20 protein-coding genes are annotated in these 24,532 nt (G+C 62.6%); 3 read left to right on the top strand and 17 right to left on the bottom strand.

Going from position 1 to position 24,532, the window contains the following annotated elements; all coding sequences use genetic code 11:
* Positions 1–243 precede the first annotated feature (243 nt).
* Genes QZY07_RS21205 through QZY07_RS21195 form a run of 3 tightly spaced genes read right to left on the bottom strand, consistent with a single transcriptional unit; the run spans position 244 to position 2,075 of the window.
* Positions 244–588, bottom strand: coding sequence for a hypothetical protein (locus QZY07_RS21205; RefSeq protein ID WP_295407051.1), 345 nt, complete (start codon positions 586–588; stop codon positions 244–246).
* 38 nt (positions 589–626) lie between these two features.
* Positions 627–1,661 carry an HAD family hydrolase gene (locus QZY07_RS21200; RefSeq protein ID WP_295407049.1) on the bottom strand — a complete coding sequence of 345 codons (1,035 nt, stop codon included), beginning with the start codon at positions 1,659–1,661 and terminating at the stop codon, positions 627–629.
* 60 nt (positions 1,662–1,721) lie between these two features.
* Entirely contained in the window at positions 1,722–2,075 is a 354-nt protein-coding gene (locus QZY07_RS21195; protein WP_295407047.1) for a hypothetical protein, read from the bottom strand.
* A gap of 253 nt (positions 2,076–2,328) precedes the next feature.
* On the opposite strand from QZY07_RS21195, the gene QZY07_RS21190 reads away from it, so the two are divergent.
* Complete coding sequence (locus QZY07_RS21190; RefSeq protein WP_295407045.1) at positions 2,329–2,583, top strand: hypothetical protein; 255 nt, start codon at positions 2,329–2,331, stop codon at positions 2,581–2,583.
* 3 nt (positions 2,584–2,586) lie between these two features.
* Here the strand turns inward: QZY07_RS21190 and QZY07_RS21185 are convergent, their stop codons facing one another.
* The 14 genes from QZY07_RS21185 to QZY07_RS21120 form a co-directional block, all read right to left on the bottom strand.
* Positions 2,587–2,991: a hypothetical protein gene (locus QZY07_RS21185; protein WP_295407042.1), complete on the bottom strand. Its 405-nt coding sequence runs from the start codon at positions 2,989–2,991 to the stop codon at positions 2,587–2,589.
* Positions 2,992–3,037: 46 nt separating this feature from the next.
* Positions 3,038–3,613, bottom strand: coding sequence for a DUF308 domain-containing protein (locus tag QZY07_RS21180; protein WP_295407039.1), 576 nt, complete (start codon positions 3,611–3,613; stop codon positions 3,038–3,040).
* A 52-nt stretch (positions 3,614–3,665) separates the two neighbouring features.
* On the bottom strand, positions 3,666–5,990 hold the full coding sequence (locus QZY07_RS21175) for a tetratricopeptide repeat protein (RefSeq protein ID WP_295407037.1): 2,325 nt from the start codon (positions 5,988–5,990) through the stop codon (positions 3,666–3,668).
* An 11-nt stretch (positions 5,991–6,001) separates the two neighbouring features.
* Entirely contained in the window at positions 6,002–6,850 is an 849-nt protein-coding gene (locus tag QZY07_RS21170) for a hypothetical protein (protein WP_295407034.1), read from the bottom strand.
* 75 nt (positions 6,851–6,925) lie between these two features.
* Positions 6,926–7,747 (bottom strand): neuromedin U, encoded by an 822-nt coding sequence (locus tag QZY07_RS21165; RefSeq protein WP_295407031.1) that lies wholly within the window; start codon positions 7,745–7,747, stop codon positions 6,926–6,928.
* A 367-nt stretch (positions 7,748–8,114) separates the two neighbouring features.
* Complete coding sequence (locus tag QZY07_RS21160; protein WP_295407029.1) at positions 8,115–8,522, bottom strand: hypothetical protein; 408 nt, start codon at positions 8,520–8,522, stop codon at positions 8,115–8,117.
* A gap of 223 nt (positions 8,523–8,745) precedes the next feature.
* Positions 8,746–9,774 carry an HAD family hydrolase gene (locus tag QZY07_RS21155; RefSeq protein ID WP_295407026.1) on the bottom strand — a complete coding sequence of 343 codons (1,029 nt, stop codon included), beginning with the start codon at positions 9,772–9,774 and terminating at the stop codon, positions 8,746–8,748.
* Positions 9,775–9,862: 88 nt separating this feature from the next.
* Complete coding sequence (locus tag QZY07_RS21150; protein WP_295407023.1) at positions 9,863–11,617, bottom strand: arylsulfatase; 1,755 nt, start codon at positions 11,615–11,617, stop codon at positions 9,863–9,865.
* Positions 11,618–11,792: 175 nt separating this feature from the next.
* Positions 11,793–12,146 (bottom strand): hypothetical protein, encoded by a 354-nt coding sequence (locus QZY07_RS21145; protein ID WP_295407021.1) that lies wholly within the window; start codon positions 12,144–12,146, stop codon positions 11,793–11,795.
* Between the two features lie 77 nt (positions 12,147–12,223).
* Positions 12,224–13,867 (bottom strand): arylsulfatase, encoded by a 1,644-nt coding sequence (locus QZY07_RS21140; RefSeq protein WP_295407018.1) that lies wholly within the window; start codon positions 13,865–13,867, stop codon positions 12,224–12,226.
* 172 nt (positions 13,868–14,039) lie between these two features.
* Positions 14,040–15,353 carry a DUF2254 domain-containing protein gene (locus QZY07_RS21135; RefSeq protein WP_295407015.1) on the bottom strand — a complete coding sequence of 438 codons (1,314 nt, stop codon included), beginning with the start codon at positions 15,351–15,353 and terminating at the stop codon, positions 14,040–14,042.
* A gap of 15 nt (positions 15,354–15,368) precedes the next feature.
* Entirely contained in the window at positions 15,369–15,731 is a 363-nt protein-coding gene (locus QZY07_RS21130; RefSeq protein ID WP_295407012.1) for a hypothetical protein, read from the bottom strand.
* A gap of 126 nt (positions 15,732–15,857) precedes the next feature.
* On the bottom strand, positions 15,858–16,475 hold the full coding sequence (locus QZY07_RS21125) for a response regulator transcription factor (protein ID WP_295407009.1): 618 nt from the start codon (positions 16,473–16,475) through the stop codon (positions 15,858–15,860).
* Positions 16,472–18,502: an ATP-binding protein gene (locus QZY07_RS21120; protein WP_295407006.1), complete on the bottom strand. Its 2,031-nt coding sequence runs from the start codon at positions 18,500–18,502 to the stop codon at positions 16,472–16,474. Before QZY07_RS21120 ends, QZY07_RS21125 begins: the two co-directional genes overlap by 4 nt.
* Positions 18,503–19,115: 613 nt before the next feature.
* Here QZY07_RS21120 and QZY07_RS21115 point away from each other — a divergent pair.
* Positions 19,116–21,494, top strand: a complete 2,379-nt coding sequence (locus QZY07_RS21115) for a fatty acid cis/trans isomerase (protein WP_295407004.1) — start codon at positions 19,116–19,118, stop codon at positions 21,492–21,494.
* A gap of 628 nt (positions 21,495–22,122) precedes the next feature.
* Positions 22,123–24,532, top strand: a 2,410-nt coding sequence (locus QZY07_RS21110; RefSeq protein ID WP_295407000.1) for a PAS domain S-box protein, incomplete at its 3' end; no start/stop codon positions are given.

Genomic DNA, 24,532 nt, shown 5'->3' with positions numbered 1-24,532 from the left:
TCAAATCCGCGCGAGAGCTCCTTCGGGGCAGATCCGGGAAGAGGGCACAGGTCGACGATGATCGCCTCGATGCCTACCGCCGTTTCGCCGGCCTGGAGACGTCAGGGAGACCGCAAGAACTCGCCGCATCAGCTCCAAACATTTACCCGAAACGCTGGATTTTCGATACCCTGCCTCGCACACGATCGGCGCGACCGTTAAACTCAAGATCGGTCAGGCGCGAGTGGTCATCGAATGTGTCCGTCACTTCCCGCCGAGCTGCGCAAAGATGCAGTCGAGGGCGGCCTGGTTGGCGCCGGTGGGATAGAAGCCGTTGATGTCATTGGCGAAGGTTGCCTGGTCGACCTTGCCGAAATAGAGTTTGCTGCTTTCGTCGATCAAGTAGGCGTCGTTGCCGTTCACGTCGAGCAGGTAACTCAGCGGCTGGTTGCCGATGGCGAGCTTGCCGCAGGTTTTGTCCACGCGGTCCAGAAATGCCTCGGCACCCGGATCTTCCACAACCGAATCCGGTGCGAGCAGACCGCCGCCGCAGCCATGCAGTGCGATGACGGCGGCGAGTAACGATAGGTTGACGGTGGCGCTTCGCATGGTCTGCTCCTCGTGGTCGGGTTGGTTTTTGGCTCGCGTTATCGATGTTCGAAAGGGAAGACGCGCTTCCAGTCGTGCTTCATGCTGATGACGGTCCAGCCCTCATGTTTGGCCTCGTCGTAAAGTGCTTGGGTGAAGGTGCCGACCTGGGTCTCGGGCAGACCGTTAGCCGGCCCATAGGCCACTTCGTGCTGTGCGTCGTCGTGCAGCACCAGCATCGCGAACCGCTCGCCATCGCCACCCTTCGTATATTCCAACATCTGTCGGTCGCCATCCGAGTTACCGAAGGCGGCGATGGGACGGCGGCCGATATGCTCATTGATACCGACCGGCTTACCGGCCTTGTCGTCGATGAAGTTCAGCTCCGACAGGCGCACCAGCGCGGGCTTCCCATTGCGCAATTCGAACTTGGTCTGAATGCTGGAGCCGACGACCTGCTCGGGGGGAATGCCGTATACCCGCTCCGTCCAGGGGCGCATGAACTCGATGCCGCTGCCGGAGACGATGAAGGTCTTGAAGCCATTGGCCCGCAGATAGGCGAGCAGTTCGAGCATGGGTTGATAGACCATCTCGGTATAGGGTCGTTCGGTCTTGGGGTGCTTCGCCGTCGCCAGCCAGTCCTGAACGATCCGCGCGAACTCCTCGGTCGTTATCCCGGCATGGGTCGCCATGATGATCTCCGAGATCGCTTTCGTGCCTCCCGCGAGGGTGTCCTTGACATCGCCTTTGAGCAGCGAGGCGAAGGGTTCCTGATCTTTCCACTCGGGATGCTGGGGCGCGAGCGTCTTCACCCGATCCAGGGCGAATCGCAACTGGACATACAGGGGCTGCTCGCTCCACAGCGTGCCGTCGTTATCGAAGGTGGCGATTCTCGCCGTGTGCGGGACGTAATTCGGGCTTGCCTGGTCAGTGGTCGTCTTCACGAAGTCGATGATCGCCTGCTTGGCCGGTCCCTCATTCCAGGACGGCAAGGTGTCGGCTTGGACGTGTGCCTGAGCGAACAGAAGTAATGCGGCGCAGAGTCCCAAACCCATGACGCGGTCGAACTGCCGGAACAGCGGTGCTGATTGCATGAACCCTCCCTCGTTGCGGAACCCTTGGGTGAGCCCGCTCGGGCTCACCCAATGCTTGGCCTATTCCTTTCCGGACTCGGCCGCTTTCTCCGCAGCCGCTGCATCGTCTTCCAGGTCTCCCGCAACCGCGGCGGCATCGACAGACTCTTCGGTCTTCAGCTTGGCTTCATGTTTGTTGGCCTCGGTGGGATGGGCCGCTGCCTTGGTCCTCGCCGCGGTGGCGTCTTCCGCCATCTTATCCGCCTGTCCCTGGGCGGTTGCCGCCTCTTTCTCATAGGCATTTGCAGCGCTCGTCGCCTGGTCCGCCTTGGCTGCCGCCGCCGCCTTCTCCGCGTGGGATTCCGCCGCGACGGTTCCGGCCAGTGTCAACGCGATGGCTGCGGTACCGCTAACGATCAGATGCTTCAGTTGCATTTACCTGTTCTCCAGTGTGTCGATGGGTGAGGGCGCCACTTGCTCGGCGCGAGGCGTCGGTCAGTGCTGAAGAATGCCTTCCAGTGCAGGTTCAGCACGGGTATTTTCAGCGTGGGAAACCCGAGAGAACTGGGAAGACCCCACGGTGAAAAGACGCGTTTGGCGAAAACCATCACTGGTTTCGCTCTCGGGACGGTGCGTTCCAATCCGCGAAGGTCGAAGGGCAGGGCGGTGCCCGTCGTCGCGCGGCTTCATGGCCTCCTCGATCTTCGCCTTCACGGCTTCGAGGTTGAAGCTCGCGCCCTTCTACATCGGAGGGAACTCGATGGCTTTCATGGCCAGCTTCGCCATTTCCCGTTGGATACACGCGAAGCCCGAAATCTCGCATTTCACACCAGCTCAGTCAACCATGATCGATCGACAAGATTTGAGTGTCCGGTCGATCGTCGCGCAGGCCGAACAGGGAGCCATCGGACGAAAGGGCAATGCGGGTTGCCCTAAAGGATAAACTCTAATTAATCGTCTCGGGAAGATAACCCGGCGCATTGGGTCCCATATTCTTCTCATCCTCGACGGCTTCCCGGTAAGGATTGCCAGACGCGAAGCCTTCGTCATCCGACACTTCTGGACTGTCAGGCTCCGTGTCGATGACGCGGTCTCCAACAAGCTGATCGTCGTTGAGATCGACGCCTTCAACGACAACCTGATCGCCACAGCCGGAGACGAGCAAGAGGGTTAGGAAAATCGCGATGTAATTGAATTTCAAATGCTTAGGCATGGTGGATTTCTGGATCATCAGTGCTCCGTTCGATGCGGCGGCGTCTTCCGCCTCTTCAGTTGACTTCTTCTCGGTCTGCTTCATGGCGGCCGATGGGTGAGCCGCCGCTTCCGAATGAGCTTCGACGGCGGCGCTCATAACCCGCTTGAATGACCGTGGCTTCAGTGGCACGGGGAACGAAAAGCTACGCGGTCAGCGTTTCCTGCCGGGCCGCCTTGCGTGCCGCCAGCGCGACAAAGATGGTCGACCAGCCACTGAAGACCAGCTCGATGGCCACGAATAGCCCGATCACCCACAGGCCCGAGGCCGGCCATTGGGCGACGATCATTCCACCCAGCAGGATGGAGATCAGGCCCGACAGCAGCGACCAGTACCAGCCGTTCACCGCCGCTCGAAGCTGAAGGCTTATGACGATTCGAGACACGCCCACCGCGATCAGGATCCCCGCCAAAATCAGGGTCAGGACGCTGGAGGCGCGGATCGGGTCGACGATGATGTCGATCCCGGCGGCGACGTACAGCAGCGCGATCAGCACATGCCAGAGGATGGATTTCCAGCCCTGACAGGTGATGGCATGGACAAGCTGGAACACGCCCCCCAGTAGGAGCAGGACGCCAAACAACAGAACGCTTGTCAGGGTGAACGCAAAGGTCATATAGAACCCAAGTGTGCCGAGGACGATGGAGGCGATCCCCAAGGCCAGAAGCCAGCCCCAGTTTTTCTTTACTTCGCCGAAAACGGCACCCTGGATCGCGGTCATTGTGGACTCGTTGCGACTCGACATCATGATCTCCTCTGCTTTTGTCGTTGGTTTATTGAGATTGGGATTGGGATGACTGCCGTAAAGACTCCCGCAACTGACCTACCACCGGATCCCCCGGAGCTGCCGCCGCGAGCTTGTCTAGCCAGGTCGTTGCCACGTCTTGTCGCCCTAGTTTGGCATTGAACTGGACCAGGGCAACCAGCAGGTCCGCATCCCCTGCCGCGCGCGCGGCGGTGCCTTCCAGCACCGGGATAGCATCCTGGGTCCGACCGGCGCTGTCCAGGGCGACCGCGTAGACATAGGCATAACGGCTGTGGGTTGGTGCCAGTTCGGTCGCGCGCTTGAGCTCCTCCAGGGCCGCGTCCAGGCGCTTTGCGCGCACCATCGTCAGTCCGAGCGCGTGGTGCAGATCGGCATTGTCCGGCGTCGCCGCGAGCCCAGTCCGTAGTTGCGCCTCCGCCTCCGACTCCCGTCCCTGGCCGCGGTAGAGGTCCGCCAGATTGGCATAAGCCGGGGTGAAGCGCGGGTCGAGTCGCAGGGCAGCTTGGTAAGCACGCTCCGCGACCTCCGGCTCACCGGCCGCGGCCGCGATCAGCCCCAGGTTCAGGTTAGACTCGGGGCGATCCGCGTTCACGGTCTGCGCCGCCACGTATTCCTCCAGCGCGGCCTTCAACTGGCCGCTCAGTTTGGCGCCCATGGGCTGGGCCGCCAGGGGCGCCAGCACCCGCGTGGCTTCCAGGCGCACGGTGCGGGCCGGGTCGTCGAGCAGGGGCCAGGCCAGTTCGGCGCGGGTGCGCAGGTCCGTGAGGTCGAGGAAACGCACGGCGGCGGCCCGCACCAGGGCATCGGGGTCGGCGAGCAGACGGGTCACGGTCAGCATTGCGTTCTGGCTCGGCCGGTCATGGAGCCGCTCCAGGGCGCTCGCCCTAGCGATGCCAGGCTGGTTTGCGTCGCCAGCCAAGGCGAGCAGGCGTGAAACGGCGTCCGGCGCATCGGTATCGGCCGCGTGCAGGGCATCGCCAAAATGGGGTCCGCGGTTCACCGGGTCGGGGAACCAGCCGGCGACCGCGTCGGCCGCCCAAGCGGCGTCCTTGTCCTGGTGACAACCGTTGCAGGCGTTGGGGGTGCCGAGCTTCATCGAGAGGTCCGGTCGCGGTACCCGCAGGCTGTGATCGGCGCGCTCGTCCACGACCATGTAGTACCGTTGGGGCATGTGACAGGCGATGCAGACAGCGCCAGCGCTGCCCTGGACGTGATGATGGTGGGTCATGGCGTCGTAGCGGTCGGCCTGGTGACAGCGGGTGCAGACGGCGTTGCCCTCGGCCTTGAGTTGCTGGCTATGTGGCTCGTGACAGTCGGAGCAGGCCACTCCCTGATGGTCCATGCGGCTCTGGATGAAGGAGCCGTGGTCGAAGACCTCGTCCTTGATCTGGCCGTCCGGGAAGTACAGCTCGGGTTCCAGCAGGGCAAGCCGAAAGCCCTGGTGCAGTGGCTCGCCCGGCTTCAGATCTTCCCAGAGACGGCCCCGCCTGGAATGACAGCGGGCGCAAATCTCGGTCTGAATCTGGGAGGTGCGCGGCACGCTGCGGGCCGGTTTGCCGGTGACCGGGTCGGTCTGCCACTGGCCTCCGTCGCGGTCCTTCAGATCGACCAGCAGACCCAGGGCGGGATCGGTCGCCATGGCCGGCGCGGTGCCAGCCGACTTGGCGGCCGCCGCCGCCCTGGCCCAGTCCACATGCCCAGAGCCTGGACCATGGCAGGCTTCGCAGGCGACATTGATCTCGGCGAAGTGGGTTTCGTAGCGGTTGCGCTCCGGGTCATAACCCTTCTTGAGATCGGTCGAGTGACAGTCGGCGCACTGGTAGTTCCAGGTCTGATCGAGCGCGGTCCAATGCAGCGGGTTGTTGTGGTCCATCCGCTCGTTGGGGTAGAGGTGGAACCAGCGTTGGCCTCCCTGGTCCTTGGGGCGGCTGTCCCAGGCGAGACCCAGGGCTTGAAGGCGGCCGCCGGGAAATTCGATCAGGTATTGCTGGAGTGGCGACCAGCCGAAGGTGTAGCGGATGGGGTAATCCGCGAGCGCCCCATCCGGTCCGTCCGTGTGGACGAAGAAGCGCCCGTCGCGCTTGAAAAAGCGGGAGGTGACCCCGTGGGCCGTGAATTCCGCGTCGTCGAAGTCGCCGAGCACCGTGGTCGGCGTCGCCTCTTTCATCGCCCGGTCGTGATCGGAGTCGCGCCACAGATCCAGTTCCTTCTGGTGGCACTCGCCGCACACCTGCACACCGAGATAACTGGCCCCATCGGCCGCCGCCAGATTGGGCCACAAGAGGTGAGCAAGGCACAGAGTGGGGAGGAGGGCGCGAATCAGCCGTTTCATCACGCGACGGGCTACCACCGGAAATTGACGCCGAGCGCCGGACCCGTCATGCGCAGATCCGCGTCCTTCTCGTTGAAGTCGTAGGAGAGACTGCGAATGGATAAAGTGACATCCCCCCAGTCGAAACCGTAACCAACACCCACCAGTGCCTGCCAGGTCAAGTTCGAGGAACCGGTCCCGACGTCCAGATAATAAGGCAGCAGCCAGTACCCGTCGCCGAGGCGCACCTGGCCCTTGACCCCGACGATGCCGTCCCACTCGGCGAGGTCATGCGAGTCTCGCCCCGATGCGTCCAGTAAGTCGCGGGAGCCATGAAGACTCCATTTTAGCTCGGTGTCGATCCCGACATAGCGGAACCCGGCTAGTACGTCGAAGTTTCCAATCGGGCCGCAGGCGACGGTGTACGCTCCCGCCAACGTCCAGACCGTGCTGTCGAGGTTGATGGTGGCGTTGGCATTGATGGCCGTGAGATCCCGGCCGCGGGGTCCGGTGATGTCGCGAACACGGGCGTCCTGGTTGCCGAAATCGATGTAGATGATGTCGGTGAAGGCCGACCAATTGCCCTTGCGCACCTCGCCGGTCAGCATGATGCCGAATTTGAGATTTTCCAGATAATCATTGGGGCCGATCTTCGTGCTGAGGTTCAGCTCCGCGTTGTCGGCCAAACCAGCAACCCGCGAGGCGAGACCAGTGACCCGCGTGTCGAGACTGCCGTTGATGTTCGGCGCCCACAGGTAGGGGGTCAGGGTGAAGTGCCAGCCACCGTCGAATGGATCGACCGCCGCCAGGGCCGGGGTCGTCGCCGTCAGTGAGCCGATGGCCAGGGTCAGGGTCGCCAGGCTCGGTTTTAAATTCAGCATGAGTGTCATCTCAATTGAGTCACGAGTACGGGCGACCATTTTCGTCGTCCGTGTGGTCGCGGATGGTCGGCATCGTCATTTGGGGAACATCAATTGGACTTGCGCGCGGATCTGCCAATCGGCGCCATCGTCTGGGGCGACCGCGTTGTAGTAGGCCGATAGCTGTGTATTCACCGGCAGCTTGCCGAGATGAAAGATCTTGCCCACGCCCCCGCCGATCGGGATGGTCCAGCGGTTGTCGCTGTCGGCGGTCCAATCGACGGTGAGAATCGGGGCGGAGGTCAAATACAGGCCGCCCTTGAAGTTGTAGTTGAGAAAGGGCTGAATCAGACCGTTGTTGTAGTACCCCCCGTGCTGGTCGTTGGTCAGCGACCAGACATTGTTCACCAGGGCGCCATAGACCCAGGGACTGCCGTGCTCGAGGTGCAATAGCACGAATGACGGCCCAAGCCCCCAATTCCCATTGCCCAGTTCGTCGCTGGTGTTGGTCGGGAGTTGGGCAACCGGTCCGGCGCCCCAGATCCATTTGCCGGGCTTGGCGGGCGACAGGAAGGCCGTGAACACCGTATCGCCGATCCCGCTCGTACTGTCGACCTCCGGCCCCAGCGATGGCATCCAGACCACCGGCACGATGGTCCGGGTGATGATGTTCCAGTCTTCATTGATCGAGACCGGGATCACCGGCTGGATGTTGAGGATGTTCTGCGTTCCCTTGTCCGGGCCGTAGTTCAGATTGGTGTTGTTCTGAAACGGGATGCTGATGAGGTTGCCGACCGGGTTCTGCGCGAGCTTCGCCAGCTCCTCGGCGCTCATCTCGGCCATTCCTGACGTCGACGCAAGTAGCGTGAACGCCAGTGCCACACCGACCAGCGATCTCTTCACGTTGTTCTTGGTCACGATTGATATCTCTCAGTGTGGTGCTTTGGATGCCGAGTCCTGTCCGAATCAGCATGAGCCGAATGCGCGGGCGGCGGCCAGACCGGGCACGGATCGGATCGGGTTAAACGAGTAGATCGGTGTCGTTCAACATCATCCGGAACCCGCTGAGAATTCTGTGAATATTTTCCTTGTAGGCTGGGCTGAGGAACGAAACCCAGCATTGACGTCTCCATGACACGTTGCTTGCTGGGTTTCGCAAGCTGTACCAACCGACTGGCTGAACGCCGCGCCCGCACCTTGACTGCCAGCCTTTTCTCGACTGTCGCCGTGCGTTCGCGGCCCGGCTGTCCTTCCAGATCGTTGCCCGCCGACGGCACGGACCGGATCAATACCAGCCGTCGTCGCCCCAACCACCCCAACCGCCCCAACCGCCCCAGTCCATGGCCGCCGCCTGGTTCATCTCCGCAGCCTCCAGGTTCTCATTACTGAGCTGTTTGGACAGGCGAAGCTGTTGGTAGGATTGATACTGTTTGGGTCCGCCGATAAAGGCCTGGTTGTTTTTTGCGTCGGGCAGAACGTAGTAGGTTTTGCCCTTGTGGTTGATCCGAGTGACCTGATCCGCCGGTAGCGTCGTGAGCAGCGCCGCTTGATTGGCGTTGGTCGGGGTGATGGTTTTGAATCCGGCGGCGACGGCGAGGTTTTCTTTTTCAGGCAGATCGCTGGCACAGCCGACGGCGAGGATCAGGAAAGCGATCGCGCTGATGCATTTCAAATAGGCGAGAACGTGTTTCATGTTGGTCTCCATTGGTCTTGGGGATATAGCACTTAAACCGCGCCCGGTGCGGAATGCGATGTTTAGGGATTGGGTCAGCCTTGGCAGAATCGACGACCGTTGGAGCTGGCGCGGTTTAAGATATTCAATACTATGAAATTTTAAACCGCGTCTCCACTGAGGTCGGTGACATCCCCAGAGCTAAACACAAACTGAAAATTACGTATATCGCGCTGGACGCGGTTTAATTTGGTGATTGTTCTACGGTAAAGATCCGCTTCCAGTCATTCTTCATGCTGATCACGGTCCAGCCCTCCTTCTTCGCCTCGTCATACAGCGCCTGGGTGAAGGTGCCGATCTTGGTGTCGGGCAAACCTTGGGCCGGGCCGTAGGCATATTCGCGTTCGGCGTCATCGTGGAGCACCAGCATCGACAGCCGGGCGCCGTCGCCCGCCTTGGTGTATTCCAGCATCTGCCGGTCGCCGGTGGAGTTGCCGAAGGCAGCCTGCGGACGCTGGCCGATCATGAGATGAATGCCCTCGGGCTTGCCGGCGTTGTTGTCGTTGAGAAGCAGCTTGGGTTCCTTGATCAGGAAGGGCTTGCCGTCCTTGTCGTATGCGTATTTGGTCACGCCGGCGGTGCCGACGACCTGCTCTGGGGGGATGCCGTAGATCGCATTGGAATAGACGCGCACGAAGTCCTGACCGCCGCCGGTGACGATGAAGGTCTTGTAACCATTGTCCCGCAGATAATGCAGAACCTCCTGCATCGGCTGATAGGTCAACTCGGTGAAAGGCCGGTGCCAGCGCGGGTCGCGGGCCTTGGCGATCCACTCCTTGACCTCGGCTTGGAACTCATCGGTCGACATGCCGGTCAAGGTGGCGGCGAGGACCTCTTCCAGTTCCTTCATCGGCAGCTTGGCGATGGCCTCGCGGTCGCCCGACAGGACCGTCTTGAACGGCTCGACATCCTTCAAGTGGGGCTTCTTCTCCACCAGATTTGGGACTTGGTCCAGGCAATACATGACCTGCGAATACATCGGGTGCGAGACCCACAGGGTGCCGTCCTGGTCGAAGGTGGCGATGCGTTCTTCCGGCGGCACAAACTGCTGACCGCCCTGGGTGGTCGTGTTCTGGACGAAGTCGATGATCGCCTGTTTGGCGGGCCACTGGTTCCAGGAGGGTAGCGGATCGGTCGCCGCCTGGGCTGCGGCGCCAAGGACGAGCAGGGCGCCCAATGCCAAAAGGCGCGTGAACGCGGTAAGGGTGGGCATGGATTTCATCGGTGGTCTCTCCGTCATGGGCGACAGCGGGCGTCCCTTGCGGGCCGCCCGCCCTTGAGGTGCCAGGCACTTCCGGCGACTATTCCCCCGCGTGGCTGATGTGCTTCGCCTCTTTCATCGCCGCGATCACCTGATCCAGGTTGTAGCTCGCCGGGGTCTGCAGCGGCGGAAATGCCCGGAAGGTTTCAAGTTCTTTCATCCACATCATCTGCCCGATAGGCAGCAGGTTCCAGTCGTAGATGTAGGCCGTGCTCGGTGCGGCCAGGGCGCCGCCGTAACCCAATAGGGTCTTCTGGTCCTCGGCGACGGCCTGCTCAAAGGGGTCGCGCTTGATGTTGTTGACCTGGGTCCAGTGATAGGTCTCGACCCCCGTGAGGCCGCCGGTCGACGACGAGGGCGCCATCGTGTAATAGAACTTCCAGTTCTTGTAGCGAACGGCGGACGGATGCACGCCGGTGTAATAGAAGAAGTAGTCCCGTGCCGAGTCCCCCTTGCCTTCCAGATAGTCGCGCTGGTTGACGCCGTCGAGCATCGTCTTGACGATGCCGGGGTATTTGCCGGCCTCGATCTCCTTCTTGAGCCCGTCGCCCTTGGGGCCGCCGGCGATATCGACCAGGGTGGGCAGCCAGTCGAGCGCGGAGACGATCTGGTCGTTCACAGTACCCGGCTTGATGTGTCCCGGCCACCGCACCACCAGCGGGGCACGCATTCCGCCTTCCCAGGTTGTGAGCTTGCCGCCGCGGAAGGGCGTGACGCCGCCATCCGGGTAAGTGATGGTCTCGGCGCCGTTATCCGTGGTGAAGACGACGATGGTGTTATCGAGCTCGCCCATGTCCTCCAGCTTCTTGAGGACATAACCGATGTTGTCATCGAGCTGCTTCATGCCGACCTCGTTGATGCCCCAGTCCTTGCCGCCCTGCTCGCCCAGCATGGCCTCGTACTTCGGCGAGAGCATGGTCGTGATGTGCATGCGCGCCGGGTTGTACCAGACGAAGAAGGGCTTGCCGGTCTTCTCGGGGTCGTTGCGATCCAGATAATCGATCACCTTGGCCGAGATCTCCTCGTCCACGGTCTTCGAGCGTTCCAGCGTCAGGGGGCCTTCGTCCTTGCAGATCTGGTGCTTTTCCGTGCCGTCGGACGACTGGCAGGCAATGATGGGCCGCGGCGGCGTCATGCAGAGCGTGGTCCGCGGATCGACCGCGCCGGACGGCTCCGAGAGTCCGGGGATCGGGGTGTTCTGACAGGGCGGCACGACCGTCTGCTCGGTTGGGGACTTGTTGATGTCCGGGAAGCTCACCCCCTGCATCGCATCCAGGTGATAGAGGTAGCCCCAGAACTCCTGGAAGCCATGCGCCGTCGGCAGGGAGGCCGTCTTGTCGCCCAGGTGATTCTTGCCGAACTCGCCGGTGTTGTAGCCGAGGTCGTGCAGGAACTTGGCGAGTGCCGGGGTACCCGGCAGCAACGAACTGGAGGCGCCCGGCAGTTGGGGCATGATCATGCCCGCCCGCAGTGGGTGCATGCCGGTGAAGAAGGCGGTACGCCCGGCGGTGCAGCTCTGCTCGGCGTAGTAGGTCTGGAAGAGCGCACCTTCCTGCCCGATGCGGTCAATATTGGGCGTCTCCCCGACCATCAGCCCGCGGTGATAGGCGCCGACGTTCATGATGCCGATGTCGTCGCCCATAATGAAGAGGATGTTCGGCTGGTCTCCGGTCGCCGCTTGGGCGACAGCGTTAGTGCCGGCGGTTAGCGCCCCAGCCAAGGCCAGCATGGAACAACTGGCAACGAGTCCCTTGTAGCGGGGTGTCTTGCATGAAGCCTTTCGTTTGGTCTGCATTTGGACAGTCTCCACAGGTTGGGTGGACAGGGACGAGGCGGCGCGGGTCCGGTCGCCAGCCCCTGAAAGGTTGGACCTAGAGCTTGCCTTCGATCTTCTTCATCTCCGCCTTGGCCTTCTGCCAGAAAGACTCCTTGGGTCGGATGAGCCCGCTCGGGCTCACCCGACGCCTGGTCTATTTCTTGGCGGGGATAGTCGCTTTTTCCGCTGCGGCTGCATCCTCTTCCATCTTGGCCGCATCCGCGGCGGTATCGACGGCTTCTTGGGTCTTCAGCTTGGCTTCATGCTCGTTGGCGGCGCTGGGGTGGGCCTTGGCTTTCGCCCTGGCCGCGGCGGCGTCGGCCTCTGCTTGATCCGCCTGGCCCTGAATGGTGGCCGCCTCTTTCTCATCCGCCTTCGCGGCGCTCGTCGCCTCGGCGGCCTTGGCCGCCGCGGCCGCCTTCTCCGCGTGGGACTCCGCGGCAACGGCTCCCGCTAAAGTCAAGGTGATGGCGGTGGTCACGGTCACGATCAGATGCTTCAGTCTCATTTGACGTTTCTCCACTTGGCTTCGTTGACGAAAAGACGGATGGCCCATGCGAGCCGTCCGCCGGGTTGAGGATCGGACTATTGTCCCGCGTGTTGCTTCATGGCTTCATCGATCCGCGCCTTCACCGCCTCAAGATTGAAGCTCGCGCCCTTTTGCATCGGCGGGAATTCGAGCGCCGTCATGGCCAGTTTCGCCACTTCCTGTTGAGCAAAGACGAAGCGCCAGAACTCATACTGGAACCAGCCGAAGTACTCGTAGGATCCGTTATTGCCCTGCGGCCAGCCTGTGCGCTCGAAGGGATCGAGACGCAGGTTGGTGAGGACCGGGGCGTCAGGGTGGACCTTGCTGCCGATCCAGCCGCCGGGCTGGTCGATGAAGCGATACTTGAAGTCATCGACCCGTAATGCCGCCAGTGCGCTTTCAGTGAAGTAGTAGACCTCGTGGCGGGCCGATGGCCCCTTGCCGGTGATCAGGTCCAGTTGGTTGTAGCTGTCGAGATGGACCTTGTAGTGCTGACCGTTGAACACCTTCCCCTGCTTGAGTTCAGCGACGATGCTCGGATTGCCGGCGGCGGCCACGAGAGTCGGGAACCAGTCGAGTCCGGAGATCACCCCATTCTCCACCTTGCCAGCGGGGACTTGGCCGGGCCAGCGAACCATCGCGGGCGCACGGAAACCGCCCTCATAGCCCGTCCCCTTGCCGCCGAAGAAGGGCGTCTGCCCACCATCAGGCCAGGTGAAGTTCTCGGTGCCATTGTCGGTCGTGAAGACGACGATGGTGTTGTCATCGACGCCCATCTCCTTGAGCTTCTGCATCACCAGGCCAACGTCGTCATCGAGCTGGGCCATGCCGGCTTCGTGAATGGTCCAGCCATTCTGCGAGTTACGGGTGGCTTCATACTTCGGTGACAGGTGGGTGACGATGTGCATGCGGGTCGGGTTGAGCCAGAGGAAGAAGGGCTTGCCGTCCGCCTTCGCCTTCTCGATGAAACCGAGTGCCTTGTCGCGAATCTCGTCGTCCACCGTCTCCATCCGCTTGGGATAGAGCGTGCCAGCGTCCTCAATTTTTTGCTTGCCGACCTTACCCCAGCGCGGCATGACCGTCGGGTCATCGGTGTCGGTGGCCCAGCTGTGGACCATGTTGCGCGGGCCGACCTTGTCCAACAACTCCTGCGGATAGGCGGGGTGCGCCGGATCTTCCATCGCATCGAGGTGATAGAGATAGCCGAAGAACTCGTCGAACCCGTGGACGGTCGGCAGGAACTCGTTGAGGTCGCCGAGGTGGTTCTTGCCGAACTGACCCGTGGCATAGCCCATGGCTTTGAGCGCGGTCGCGATGGTGGGCGCTTGGGCGGGCAAGCCGATAGGCGAGCCGGCTTGGCCGACCGTGGTCATGCCGGTGCGGATGGGCAACTGCCCGGTGATGAATGCCGCCCGTCCCGCCGTGCAGCTCGCTTCCGCGTAGTAGTCGGTGAAAAGCATGCCCTCGTTGGCCAGTTGGTCGAGGTTCGGCGTCCGCCCGGCCATCATGCCCCGGTGGTAGGCACCGATGTTCCAGATGCCGATGTCGTCGCCCATGATGACGACGATGTTGGGTTTCTCGCTGGCTTGCTCGGCGGCCTGGAGGCCATCGGAGGCGATCAGGCCGCCGGTCAGGGCCATGGCCGAGCAGACCGCCTTCAGCGCCGTGGAGAGGCGTGGATGCGCAGTCAGGGACGGCATTCTTTTTAGTCGCATTTGCGATGTCCTCGTTAGGGTGGGTGGGGATAGGTTTAAGGCCGGTGACGACGTGTTGCTACTGGCGGGCGCTCAGGATTTCCGTTTCCAAAGCGAGAACCGCACCTGGCCAACAGTCCGGATGGCTTCACGCGATGGCAACTGCCCGAGTGGCTGATCACCCGGCGGATCGTGGTGCCGGGTTCTTGACGCCAAAATCCGGGGCGCTGCCCTGACCCTGTCGGTCTCCCTCACCGGCACAGGCCCAGTCCTCGGGGTCCGCGAAGCTGCGTTCCACCGAGCGTCGCAACAGATCCAGTTGCACGTTCAGCGGTGGATGGCGATGACTGGGCAGGGTCTCGATCAGGTTTTGCAGCATGGCCCGCAGTCGGCGGGCGATCTGGAGACTTCCGGCGCCATAGAGACGGGTCTCGCTGACCGCCAGGGTGACGAAGTCTTCCCAGTCCGGGGTACGGAAGATCAACCGGGTCTGCCCGGTCTCGTCATGGATCGTCCCATTGTCCAGGCGCCGCATCCCGATTTCGCGCAGTAGCCAGTGGCTATAGTCGATCGCCTCGACCGCCGTCGTGGGGTCGTTGATCCCCGGAGACAGGGCTTTATTGGCAATGTCTGCCAGAATGCGTAGCGCGAATGCGGGATCCTGGGTCAGGGTGCGCTCTGGACCGAGGGCGACGGCTGTCAGCAGTTCGTGGTCCTTGAGCGAGGTAGCGCCCCCGAACAGGCGAAACAAGGGTTCCCCGATGATCACGAAATCGCCCACCTGCGGCACCAAGACGATGAGACCATCGGCTTGGCGCGCGGCGGCGGTCAAGCCCTCGCTGTCGAACGCGAGCAGCACTCCCGAAGCGGCTGTCAGTCGGATGACGCGCTCCTGGCCGTTCCCCCGGATGTCGTTCTCGACGTTACGCGCGGGGGACGATTCGCTGGCCGGGTCGGGATAGACGGTCTCGATCACCTGGAGTCCCGCTTTCGCGATACGTCCGCAGACGCTGACCGGGCGCAGGGCCTTGGCGACATAGTCGATGAGGTACAGAAAGACCGCAATGCAGAGCACGCTGAAGATCATGGCGATCAGCAGCGACAGTTCCGGAACCCGCGTTTCGATCCGGCCTAACACCGCGATGGACAGGATGAAGGTAAAGACAAAAAGTCCCAGCGCGAGCTGGGCCTGGCGATCCTTGAGGACGGACGAGGCGATCACGCGCGGGGAAAGCTGCGAGCTGGAAAGCTGCACCGCGACCAGGGTGACCGAGAAGATCAGCACCGTGAGGGTGAAGGTGGAGGCCGCGATCGCGCCCGCGACCCCACGGGCACCATCGACGCCATAGCCGAGCAGCACCCAGCGCGTGCGTTCGTCAAACGCGTGCAACAGCGGCGTGACGACCATGGCCAGCAGCATGCTGAACGCGGGCGTCAGCCACAATGTGTCCCGCAAAAAGAGACGCGATCGGTAACGGAATCGCCAGGACATCACGGCGCCTCGGTCTCAGCGTTGCGCGGGAACGTAGACATACGCCGGGGCGACATTCGCGCCCACGACCTTGATGGCATTGCTTTCGTAGAAGCCCCCAAGCGACACGGTCTGCCCGGCGGGAAAATCACCAATCTTCGTCTCGTTCCCGGTCACCGCGAAAGTGCCCGTGCCCGGCGGCATTTGAAAAGAAACCTGGCAAGGGCTGGTGTCGCAGTTGCCGGTGTCTCCCGGCTTGAGCGTGATCTCCATGATGCCACTGACCTGATTGCCCGTGGCGGCGCAACCGGCCAGCAACGACACCGCGCCCGTGAGCAGCATCCAGCGCGTGCCACGCCACTTGAAAGATGAATCCTGACTGAAGAGCGTCGCTTGCATCGTCTTCCTCGATCCGGTGGCCGATGATCGCTCGATTATCTCAAGGACCTAAGCAGGGCGCCATCCGTAGAAAGGGCAAATCGATTGCCCGAAAGGGCAACTTGGAGGATGTCGAACTGACTGGCGTCAGTCCGGGAGTTGTCGCAGCCGCTCGGCTAGCCGACCCAGTTCGGCTGCCGAGCTGGCCCCGAGCTTGGTCATGACTTGGGCGCGCTGGAGCTTGACAGTGCGCTCGGCGATGCCCATCGCTTCGGCGATCGCTTTATTGAGCCTGCCGGCCACGACTTGATCGAAAACGGCGCGCTCGCGCGGGGTGAGCGCATCGAAGCGTGCCCGTAGCTGCTGTGCCTCGTCGCGGTCCGCGCGCTGGCGCGTATCCTGTTCGAGCGCGTGGCGGACCGCGTCGAGCAGTGCCTCGCGCGCCACCGGCTTGGTCAGGAAATCCACCGCACCCGCTTTCATCGCCTGCACGCTGGCGGCGACTTCTGCGTGGCCGGTTAGAAAGATAATCGGCAGTGGACTGCCCTGGCGCCGCAGGAAGGTTTGCAACTCCAGGCCGGATGGACCCGGCATCCGCACGTCGAGCAGCAGGCAGCCGGGGCGATCCGGGGGCGGATCGAGCAGGAAATCGCCGGTGGAGGCATAGCCGCGCACCGCGAAACCGGCGGCGCTCAGAAGTCGTGACAGGGCGGTGCGCAGCGAGGCATCGTCATCGACCACATGGATCAGGGCTGGCGCGCTCATACTGTCTCCCACGTCGACTGCGACCCGCCCACCACAGGGAATTCGACCTGGAACACCGCCCCGAGGCCGGGGGCGTTCTCGGCCCGGATGCGTCCACCGTGCGCCTCGACCAAGGTGCGCGCGATCGACAGCCCGAGCCCCATGCCCTGACGCTTGGTGCTGAAGAAGGAGTCGGAGAGCTGGGGCAAATGCTCGAACGCGATCCCCAGTCCGCCATCGACGACCCGCAGCGTCATCACGTCTGCCGTCACCGCGACGGACACGACGACGGTGCGCCGCTCTTCCGGTTGCTGGGCCAGTGCGTCCATGGCGTTGAGCACCAGATTGATCAGCACCTGCTGGATTTGGATCCGGTCGCCGAGGAGGCGCGCGGTGCGCGCTGCTGGTTGGGTGTCGAGTGAGACGCGCCGCCGCCTTGCCTCGATCCGCAGCAGCGATTCGGTATCGCGCACGACGTCGTTGAGATCAAACGGCTGATGCTCGACCGCCTGCTTGGCGAAGAGCCCCCGCAGTCGCTGGATCACCGCGCTGGCCCGCAGATCGTCGCGGCGGATATCGGCAAGGATCGCCCGCAGCTCTTCGCGCTGTGCCTGGGACGACGCGGGACTGGATTCCAGCATGAGGTCGGCGGCATCGGCGTTGCTCAGGATCGCGCCGAGTGGCTGGTTGATCTCGTGGGCGATCGAAGCGGTCAACTCGCCAGCGACCGCCAGCCGCGAGGCATGCACCAGCTCGAAACGCTGTTTCTGTAGCGTCAGCTCAGCCCGGCGACGGCGGCGGCGCTCGGCCAGGAACCACAGAATCATGCCGCTTTGGAGCACGAACATGCTCAAGACCAGGAGCGATTCCCGACGATATTGCTCGAAGAAAGTTGGCGTCCTGAAATGAATGACGGCGTCTTCTGGAATCGCGCGGGCGTCGATGCCCCAGCGGCGGACCTGTCGCCAGTCGAGGTGCCAGCGCAGCGGCATGACCGTTGGCACGGTGAGCGACGCGGGCGCGGCGCCATCGAGCAGGGCGTTCACGAGCTGTCCTGCCTGCCGTCCCATGTCCAGGAAAGGGGTCATGGCACCGCCGACGATCCCCGTGCCCAGGAAGGGATCGAATGGTGCATAAACCGGCACGGTCGCGGCGGTCGCGATCAGTTTAGCCGCCGCGCGGGGAATGAAATGATCACCCGCGCCATCCTCGAAATAGCCGGGGGTGAAGACGATGGCGTCATCTCCCAACTCACCCAGCCGTTGCTGCAACGTGGCGGTGGGCAACCCGGCGAGAAACTCGGTCGTCACGCGGCCGCTGAAACGCCCAACATCCCGGCGCAATTGCGCCTCGAAGGCATGATCCGGCACAGCCGCGCCGGTGATCAGAACCAGATGGCTGGCGCGTGGATGCCAACGGAGCGCCTGTTCGATGGTGGCCGAAAAATCCAACTCGATCGGCACGCCGATGACATCGGCGGGCAATGGCGGGTGGTCGCGCAGGAAGGCGCGCATGACGCCCATATGGACCACCGGGATCTCCGGAAAGAGCTGGGCACGGTATTGCAGAAGGAGCGCGAGCGCCTCCTCGCCACCGACGATGATCGCCGCCGGTGGTCGCAGGGCATATTTCGTCCGCAGGAAGGCGGTCAGGGTGCGCAGGTATGACTCGCCGGAAAAACGTGGATAGTCGAGAAATTCGGCGCTCAATTCGGTGTCGGGGGAGATCGTCTCGCGCAGGCCAGCGTCGGCTTCGACGTTCGCCGGGAGCAAGCGATGATTGGAATAGAGCACGAGGACATGGCGTCCATCCTCGGCTGCGGCGACTGAGGCGAGCATGAGCCAGCTCGCCGCCAGGAGTAGGACGAGACCGGTGATTGTCGTCAGGCGATCTTTCATCGTGTGGAAGCTGTCCTTGGCGAGGTCGTAGTGTTTCTCCAGGTTGGTGGAATGGTACTCCGCGCACTGGTAGTTCCAGTTCTGGTCACGTCCGGTCCAGTGCAGGCGACTGCTGTGGTCGATCCGCTCGTTCGGATAGTGGTGATTCATCACGCGACGGGCTACCACCGGAAGTTGACGCCGAGCGCCGGACCCGTCATGCGCAGATCCGCGTCGTCGTCGAAATCATAGGAGAGACTGCGAATGGACAGAGTGACATCCCCCCAGACAAAGTCATAACCGACCAATCGCCCTTACGCACACTCGTGACGCAGTTGCCGGTATCTCCCGGTTTGAGCGTGACTTGCATGGCGCCGCTCACCTGGTCGCCAGTCGAGGCGCAACCAGCCAATAGGGACAGTGAAACAGCGAAGAGGATCCATGGCGTGTTGCGCCAACTGGAACCAGGACGCCGCCGAAAATCAGTGGTGCTCATCGCATTCCCCCTCGGCGATCAATAGATTTGATGGTCGTATTTTCGTTCATCGCGCAAACAGGACGAGTAGACAATGGATTGCAGGGACAATGCAGCTTGCCCAAAAGGGCAACTGGAAAGCATTCATGTCGTGACGAACGTCCAAACTTTGTCGAACCTCCCCAGTTCGCCCACTTGACACCGCCCGGCTCGGGGGTAGAGTTCGTCCGAACCGTACCTCGGGATGCATCATCCCCTGATCGTCCACCAACCAGGTCACCGAGTTCCCGCCCCCAAACGGAGCATCCCATGTCGCGACGCTGGCCCGCCTGGCTTCTGGTCATCTTTCTCTCCGGGCAGTTGGTCCTTGGTTGTTCGCCGTCGAATCAACCCCGCTCCAATGCGACCGGGCCGATTCCGCCGGTGCCAATACCCGCGGCGATCCTGGCCGGATCGGTCCCGACACCCGACTACGCGCGGGAGATCCAGCCGATCTTCAATCGGCGCTGCATCGCCTGCCATGGCTGTCTGGGCTCGCCCTGCAACCTGAAGCTGGATGCCTTTGAGGGCGCGGCGCGGGGCGGCTTTGGACTCAACCCCTATGCGGGCCATTTGGGGGACGTTCCGCGCACCGACATGGACGCGGCCGAATCCGTCGCGGAGTGGCGAACCCGGGGCTTCTACCCAGTCCTGTCCGAGGGAGAATCGCCACAGGCACGTCTGGACGGCTCCCTGATGTATCGGCTGCTCGCCGCCGGCACCGCCCACAACCAACCGGGGTTCTCTCGGGATGCGCTGGTTCCGGTCTATGCCCACCGCTACGCGCACGCCTGTCCCGCGACCCCTGCCGCCCTCGACGCGCAACTCCAGGCTAACCCGGCCCGCGGCATGCCCTTCGGCCTGCCCGCCCTTGCGCCGAAGGACTTCGCGACTCTAACCCACTGGCTTGCGGCCGGCGCTCCGGGGCCAACCGAGAAGGCGCGTCAGGTCGCCGCGCGGATTGCTCAGCCAGCGGCGGTGGCGCGGTGGGAGGCGTTCTTCAACGGCCCGGATGCGCGTCATCGTTTGGTTTCACGCTTCATCTACGAACATGTCTTCCTCGCCACCCTGGTGCTGGAGGAGAGCCCCGGAGAGCGCTTTCGCCTGGTGCGCTCGACCACGCCGCCAGGTCAGCCGGTCAGGGTGATCGGGACCGGCCTGCCTTATGACGATCCCTATGCCTATGCTGGGGTGACGCGCTTCTGGTATCGCCTGGAGAAGCTCACCCAGCCCGCGGTGCAGAAAAATCTCTTTATCTGGCAGCTCCGGGGCGCGGATATTGCTCATCTCCAGACGCTGTTCTTCGGTGCGGATGGGGGCGGGGCAAACTGGGATCTCAAGGCCAGCCTGGACCCAGGCTGGGGTGTTGGCAATCCCTTCAGCGTTTTCCGTGCCATCCCGCCGGAGGCGCGTGCTCGCTTTCTACTGGAGAACGCGGCGCTGATCGTTGCGGGCATCACCGATGGCCCGGTCTGTCTGGGCCAGACGGCAACCTATGCGGTGAAGGATAATTTCTGGGTCTTCTTCCTCGATCCCAAGGCGGATGTCACGGTGCAGAATCCCGAGCTTGGACTCGCCACCTGGGACACCTTCATGAACCGCTCGGTCTTCGGCAACGCCGCCTATGAAAAAGCCTACGGTAAGGCTCTGGCTCGGCTGCGGCCCCAAGGCTGGTCGGTGGACGCGATCTGGAACGGCGACAACAAAAATCCCAACGCCTGGCTCACCGTGATGCGCCACGACACGAATGTCTCCGTGGTCAAGGGGCGCCAGGGGGGCACCCCACCCACTTACTGGCTGATCGACTATGGCGGCCTGGAGCGCATGTATTACGATACGGTTGCCGGTTTCAAATACTGGCAGGGCGACTTGGGCAAACTCCAGACCCTGCTTTTCTTCAATTACCTGCGCCAGGAGTTCGAGGACAACTTTCTTCTGCTTCTGCCTCCCGGGCAACGCGAGCAAGTCCGCCACGCCTGGACTCAGGGCATCGGCTCCTATGGGCTGGTCCTGGTTCCCTTCGCTGGAAAGCAGCTACCGACCCAGGTCCAGACCAATCTCGCGAACCCCGTCGCCGGAGCGGTCCAGGCCATCGCCGAACACCTGGGGCCGACCGTCGCTGGGCCGCCGGATCGGCTGAACCCGGATGTCAAGCCAGCGGTAGCCCCGCTGGATCCCATCGCCGGTTTCGCGGACTGGGAACATGCCATTGCCAGCCTTACGGTGGTTCCTGGGCAGCCCTTTACCCGCTACCTGCCGAGCGTCATCGTCCTGCGTCTCAAGGAAGGCAATGCGTCGCGGGTCTATTCGTTGGTGGTCAACCGAGTCTACCAATCCCAGTTCACCCTGGGTTTTCAGGATGGACAGGCACTGCCAAACCGGTTTTCCCTCAGCGTCTATCCGACTCTTGTCAACGGTTTCCCCAATTTCTTTATCGACCTGGAGATGAATCAGGCGGGGGCCTTTCTGAACGGGCTGCGGGGTGTCAAGAGTCTCGCGGACTGGGAAGGCTTCAAGGATCGCTGGGGTATCCTGCGCAACAGCGAGCGCCTGTGGCCCTTCTATGACTGGATCTGCGACTGGAACGTCCAGCACCGCGGGGTCGCGGCCGGGTCTCTGGATCTGTCCTATTACGATGTTCCGGAGTGAAGTCTGTTCCACCTCCCAAGGCGATTCCTTGCGCCGCACCGCGAGGCGTCTCCAGGAGTTGGCGCGGCCGTCTGGATCGTCCCTGAGCCGAGGCGAGCTTCGAAGCTGCAGGTCGGCGAGCCAGAATACCGATGTCGATCCGTTTGGCGCACGGCTCGTTTGTCACACTGCTCTGACCGCCATGACGGCGTTTTCGCGATGCTTTGCTGAGGCATCGGATCAATGCTATCTCAATAGCGATCCCAGAGAGATCATCGAGGTGATGCAGCAGGTTCTGGTTCGCAATCTCGACGACGACGTGAAGACCGCGTTGTAGCAGCGCGCCCGGCGGCATGGTCACAGCATGGAGGCTGGACAGACGGCGAAAGGCAAAGCCGGTGGCGGCGACGCCGAAATCAGCGAACCGGGGCCGTTTTTTCCAAGGCGGGTAGATACAGGGCGAGCGCGTACCCCTATAAATCAATAAGTTACAGTTCATATGTATTGTGAAGCTCGCATCTTAACTGTTTGATTTTATTGATTTCAGAAAAAATTATACGCGCTCACCCTGCGGGTAGATAAAAGCGCAATGATGGGCGATCGCTGGTGGGATTACACTTGATCAAATAAATGTGCCGGCCATTGATGCATGACAGACACGGATGATCGACCCGAACCAACCATCCCCCCAACCGATCTTCGAGGGGAATCGGAACCGAGTCCGGAACAGGCCCTGCGGCAGCGGGCCGAGCGGATCGCGCGCTCAACCGCGGATCAGTCGCCGGAGGCGTTTGCGGCACTGTCACCGGAAGACCTCCAGCGGACCGTCCATGAGCTTGCGGTGTATCAGATCGAGCTGGAGGTACAAAACGAGGATCTGCGCCGGGCGCAGGCCAGGATCGCGGCCGCGCAGGAGCGTTACCTCGACCTCTATGAGCGGGCACCGATCGGCTATTGCACCGTCTCCGAACCGGGATTGATCCGGGAGGCCAATCTGACCGCCGCCAGGCTGCTGGGTCTGGCCCGAGGCGCGCTGATCCATCAGCCGATCTCCCGGTTCATTTGCCGAGAGGATCAGGATGTCTACTACCGATTTCGCCAACAGATGTTCAAGGCACACAGGGAGCCGGCGGCAGGCGTCGCGACGGACGCCGAGCCACACATCTGCACGCTGCGGATGGCAAAACCGGACGGCGCGCTCCTCTGGGTCCGACTCACCGCCACCGCCGCCAGGGAGATGGATGGATCGCCCGTCTGTCGCATCGCGATCAGCGACATCTCTGCGAGCAAACAGGCCGAACTGGATGCGCTGAATGCGCTCATGGCGGCGGTTCCTGGGGTGGTGTATCAATTCCTGGTGCTGCCCGATGGCGCCTGGCGGTTTCTCTATCTCAGTCCAGGCATCGAAACCCTGTATGGCGTCCCGGCGGAAGTGGCCTACGCGAACCCGGATGCGCTCACCCTGTGCATCCTTCCCGACGATCGGCCCGCGCATCGGGCCGCAGTGGAACGCGCGAGCCAGACCCTCACGCCCTGGTTCCATGAACATCGCATCCACCCCAGCGGGCAACCCGACCAACTCAAATGGGTGCGCGGCCAGGCCACGCACTGTCTTCAGCCGGACGGGAGCGTGCGGTGGAACGGCATCCTGACGGACATCACCGAGCACAAGCAAATGCAGGAGGCGTTGCGGCGCAATCAGGCCATGCTCGCGCGCACAGAGGCGATCGCGCACGTCGGCAGTTGGGAGTGGGCGGTGGCGACGGACACCGTGACCTGGTCGGACGAGTTGTTCCGACTCTTTCAGCGCGACCCCGCCGAGGGGGCGCCATCCTTTGCGGACCATGCGCAACTCTATGTTCCCGAAGACCTGCAACGACTCAGTGAGGCGGTGAAGGCCACCCTCGCTCACGGCACGCCCTACGAGCTGGAACTGCGCGCCATTCGCAAGGACGGCGCGCAGCGGGTCTTGATGGCCGTCGGTCAGGTGGACGCCGACAGGGAAACGCGGGGCACGCGCCTGTTTGGATTTGTTCAAGACGTGACCGAACGTCGCGCGGCCGACCGCGCTCAGCGGGAGAGCGAGCTGCAATTCCGCGAGATGTTCATGAACGCGCCGCTCTGCATCCTGATCCACGACGTGGATACCGGCGAGCTGTTGGATGCCAACCCAGCCGCCTGCGCGCAGTACGGATACGACTCGCTCGAAGCGCTCAGGGCCAACTTCGACGCTCTGTGGCTCGAACCGCCCTATTTCTTCGACGATGCGATGAAGTGGAAGGCCAGGGTGTTGCAGGAAGGACCGCAGCAATTCGAATGGCGCTACCGCCGCGCCGATGGCGCATTGCGGTGGGAATGGGTGCATTTGAGCACGCTCGTCATGCACGGCAAGGTTTGCATTCTTGCCATGACGGTCGACATCACGAACGACAAGCAGATTGCCGCGGAATTGCAAGCCAGCGAGGTGCGCTACCGTGCCTTGTTCGATCATATCAGCAGCGGCGTGGGGATCTATGAAATCCGCGACCCCGGACAGGATGTCGTGTTCCGTGATTTCAATCTTGCGGCCGAGCGTCTCTACGGGGTCCAGCGGAAAGATCTGGTCGGAAAATTGCTGGCCGAGGTCTTCCCGGGCGTCGAGGCGTTCGGGCTGCTGGAGGTCTTGCGACGGGTTTGGACCACCGGCATCCCGGAGCATTTACCTGCCAAGCTCTACCAGGACGAGCGGCTGACCCGCTGGTATGACAATTATATCTATCGTCTGCCCACGGGCGAGGTCGTGGCGGTTTTTGACGACGTCACCGTGCTCAAGGTCCATGAACAGCAGCTCGAATGCCTCGCCTATTCCGACGCGCTGACCGCGCTGCCCAACCGCGTGCGGCTGCTTGACCGTCTCCAGCAGGCCATGGCGCAGACCCAGCGACGGGGACAATACCTGGCGGTGGTCTATCTCGATCTGGATGGTTTCAAAGCCATCAATGACCGCCACGGGCACGATGTCGGCGACCAGTTGCTGATCGCCCTCTCGCACCGGATGAAGCAGACGCTGCGCGAAGGCG

The sequence above is a fragment of the uncultured Thiocystis sp. genome, from assembly GCF_903866365.1.
Taxonomy (GTDB): Bacteria; Pseudomonadota; Gammaproteobacteria; order Chromatiales; family Chromatiaceae; genus Chromatium.
The sequence above is the reverse complement of the archived record's forward strand: the minus strand, read 5'-3'. Positions and strand labels throughout refer to the sequence as shown.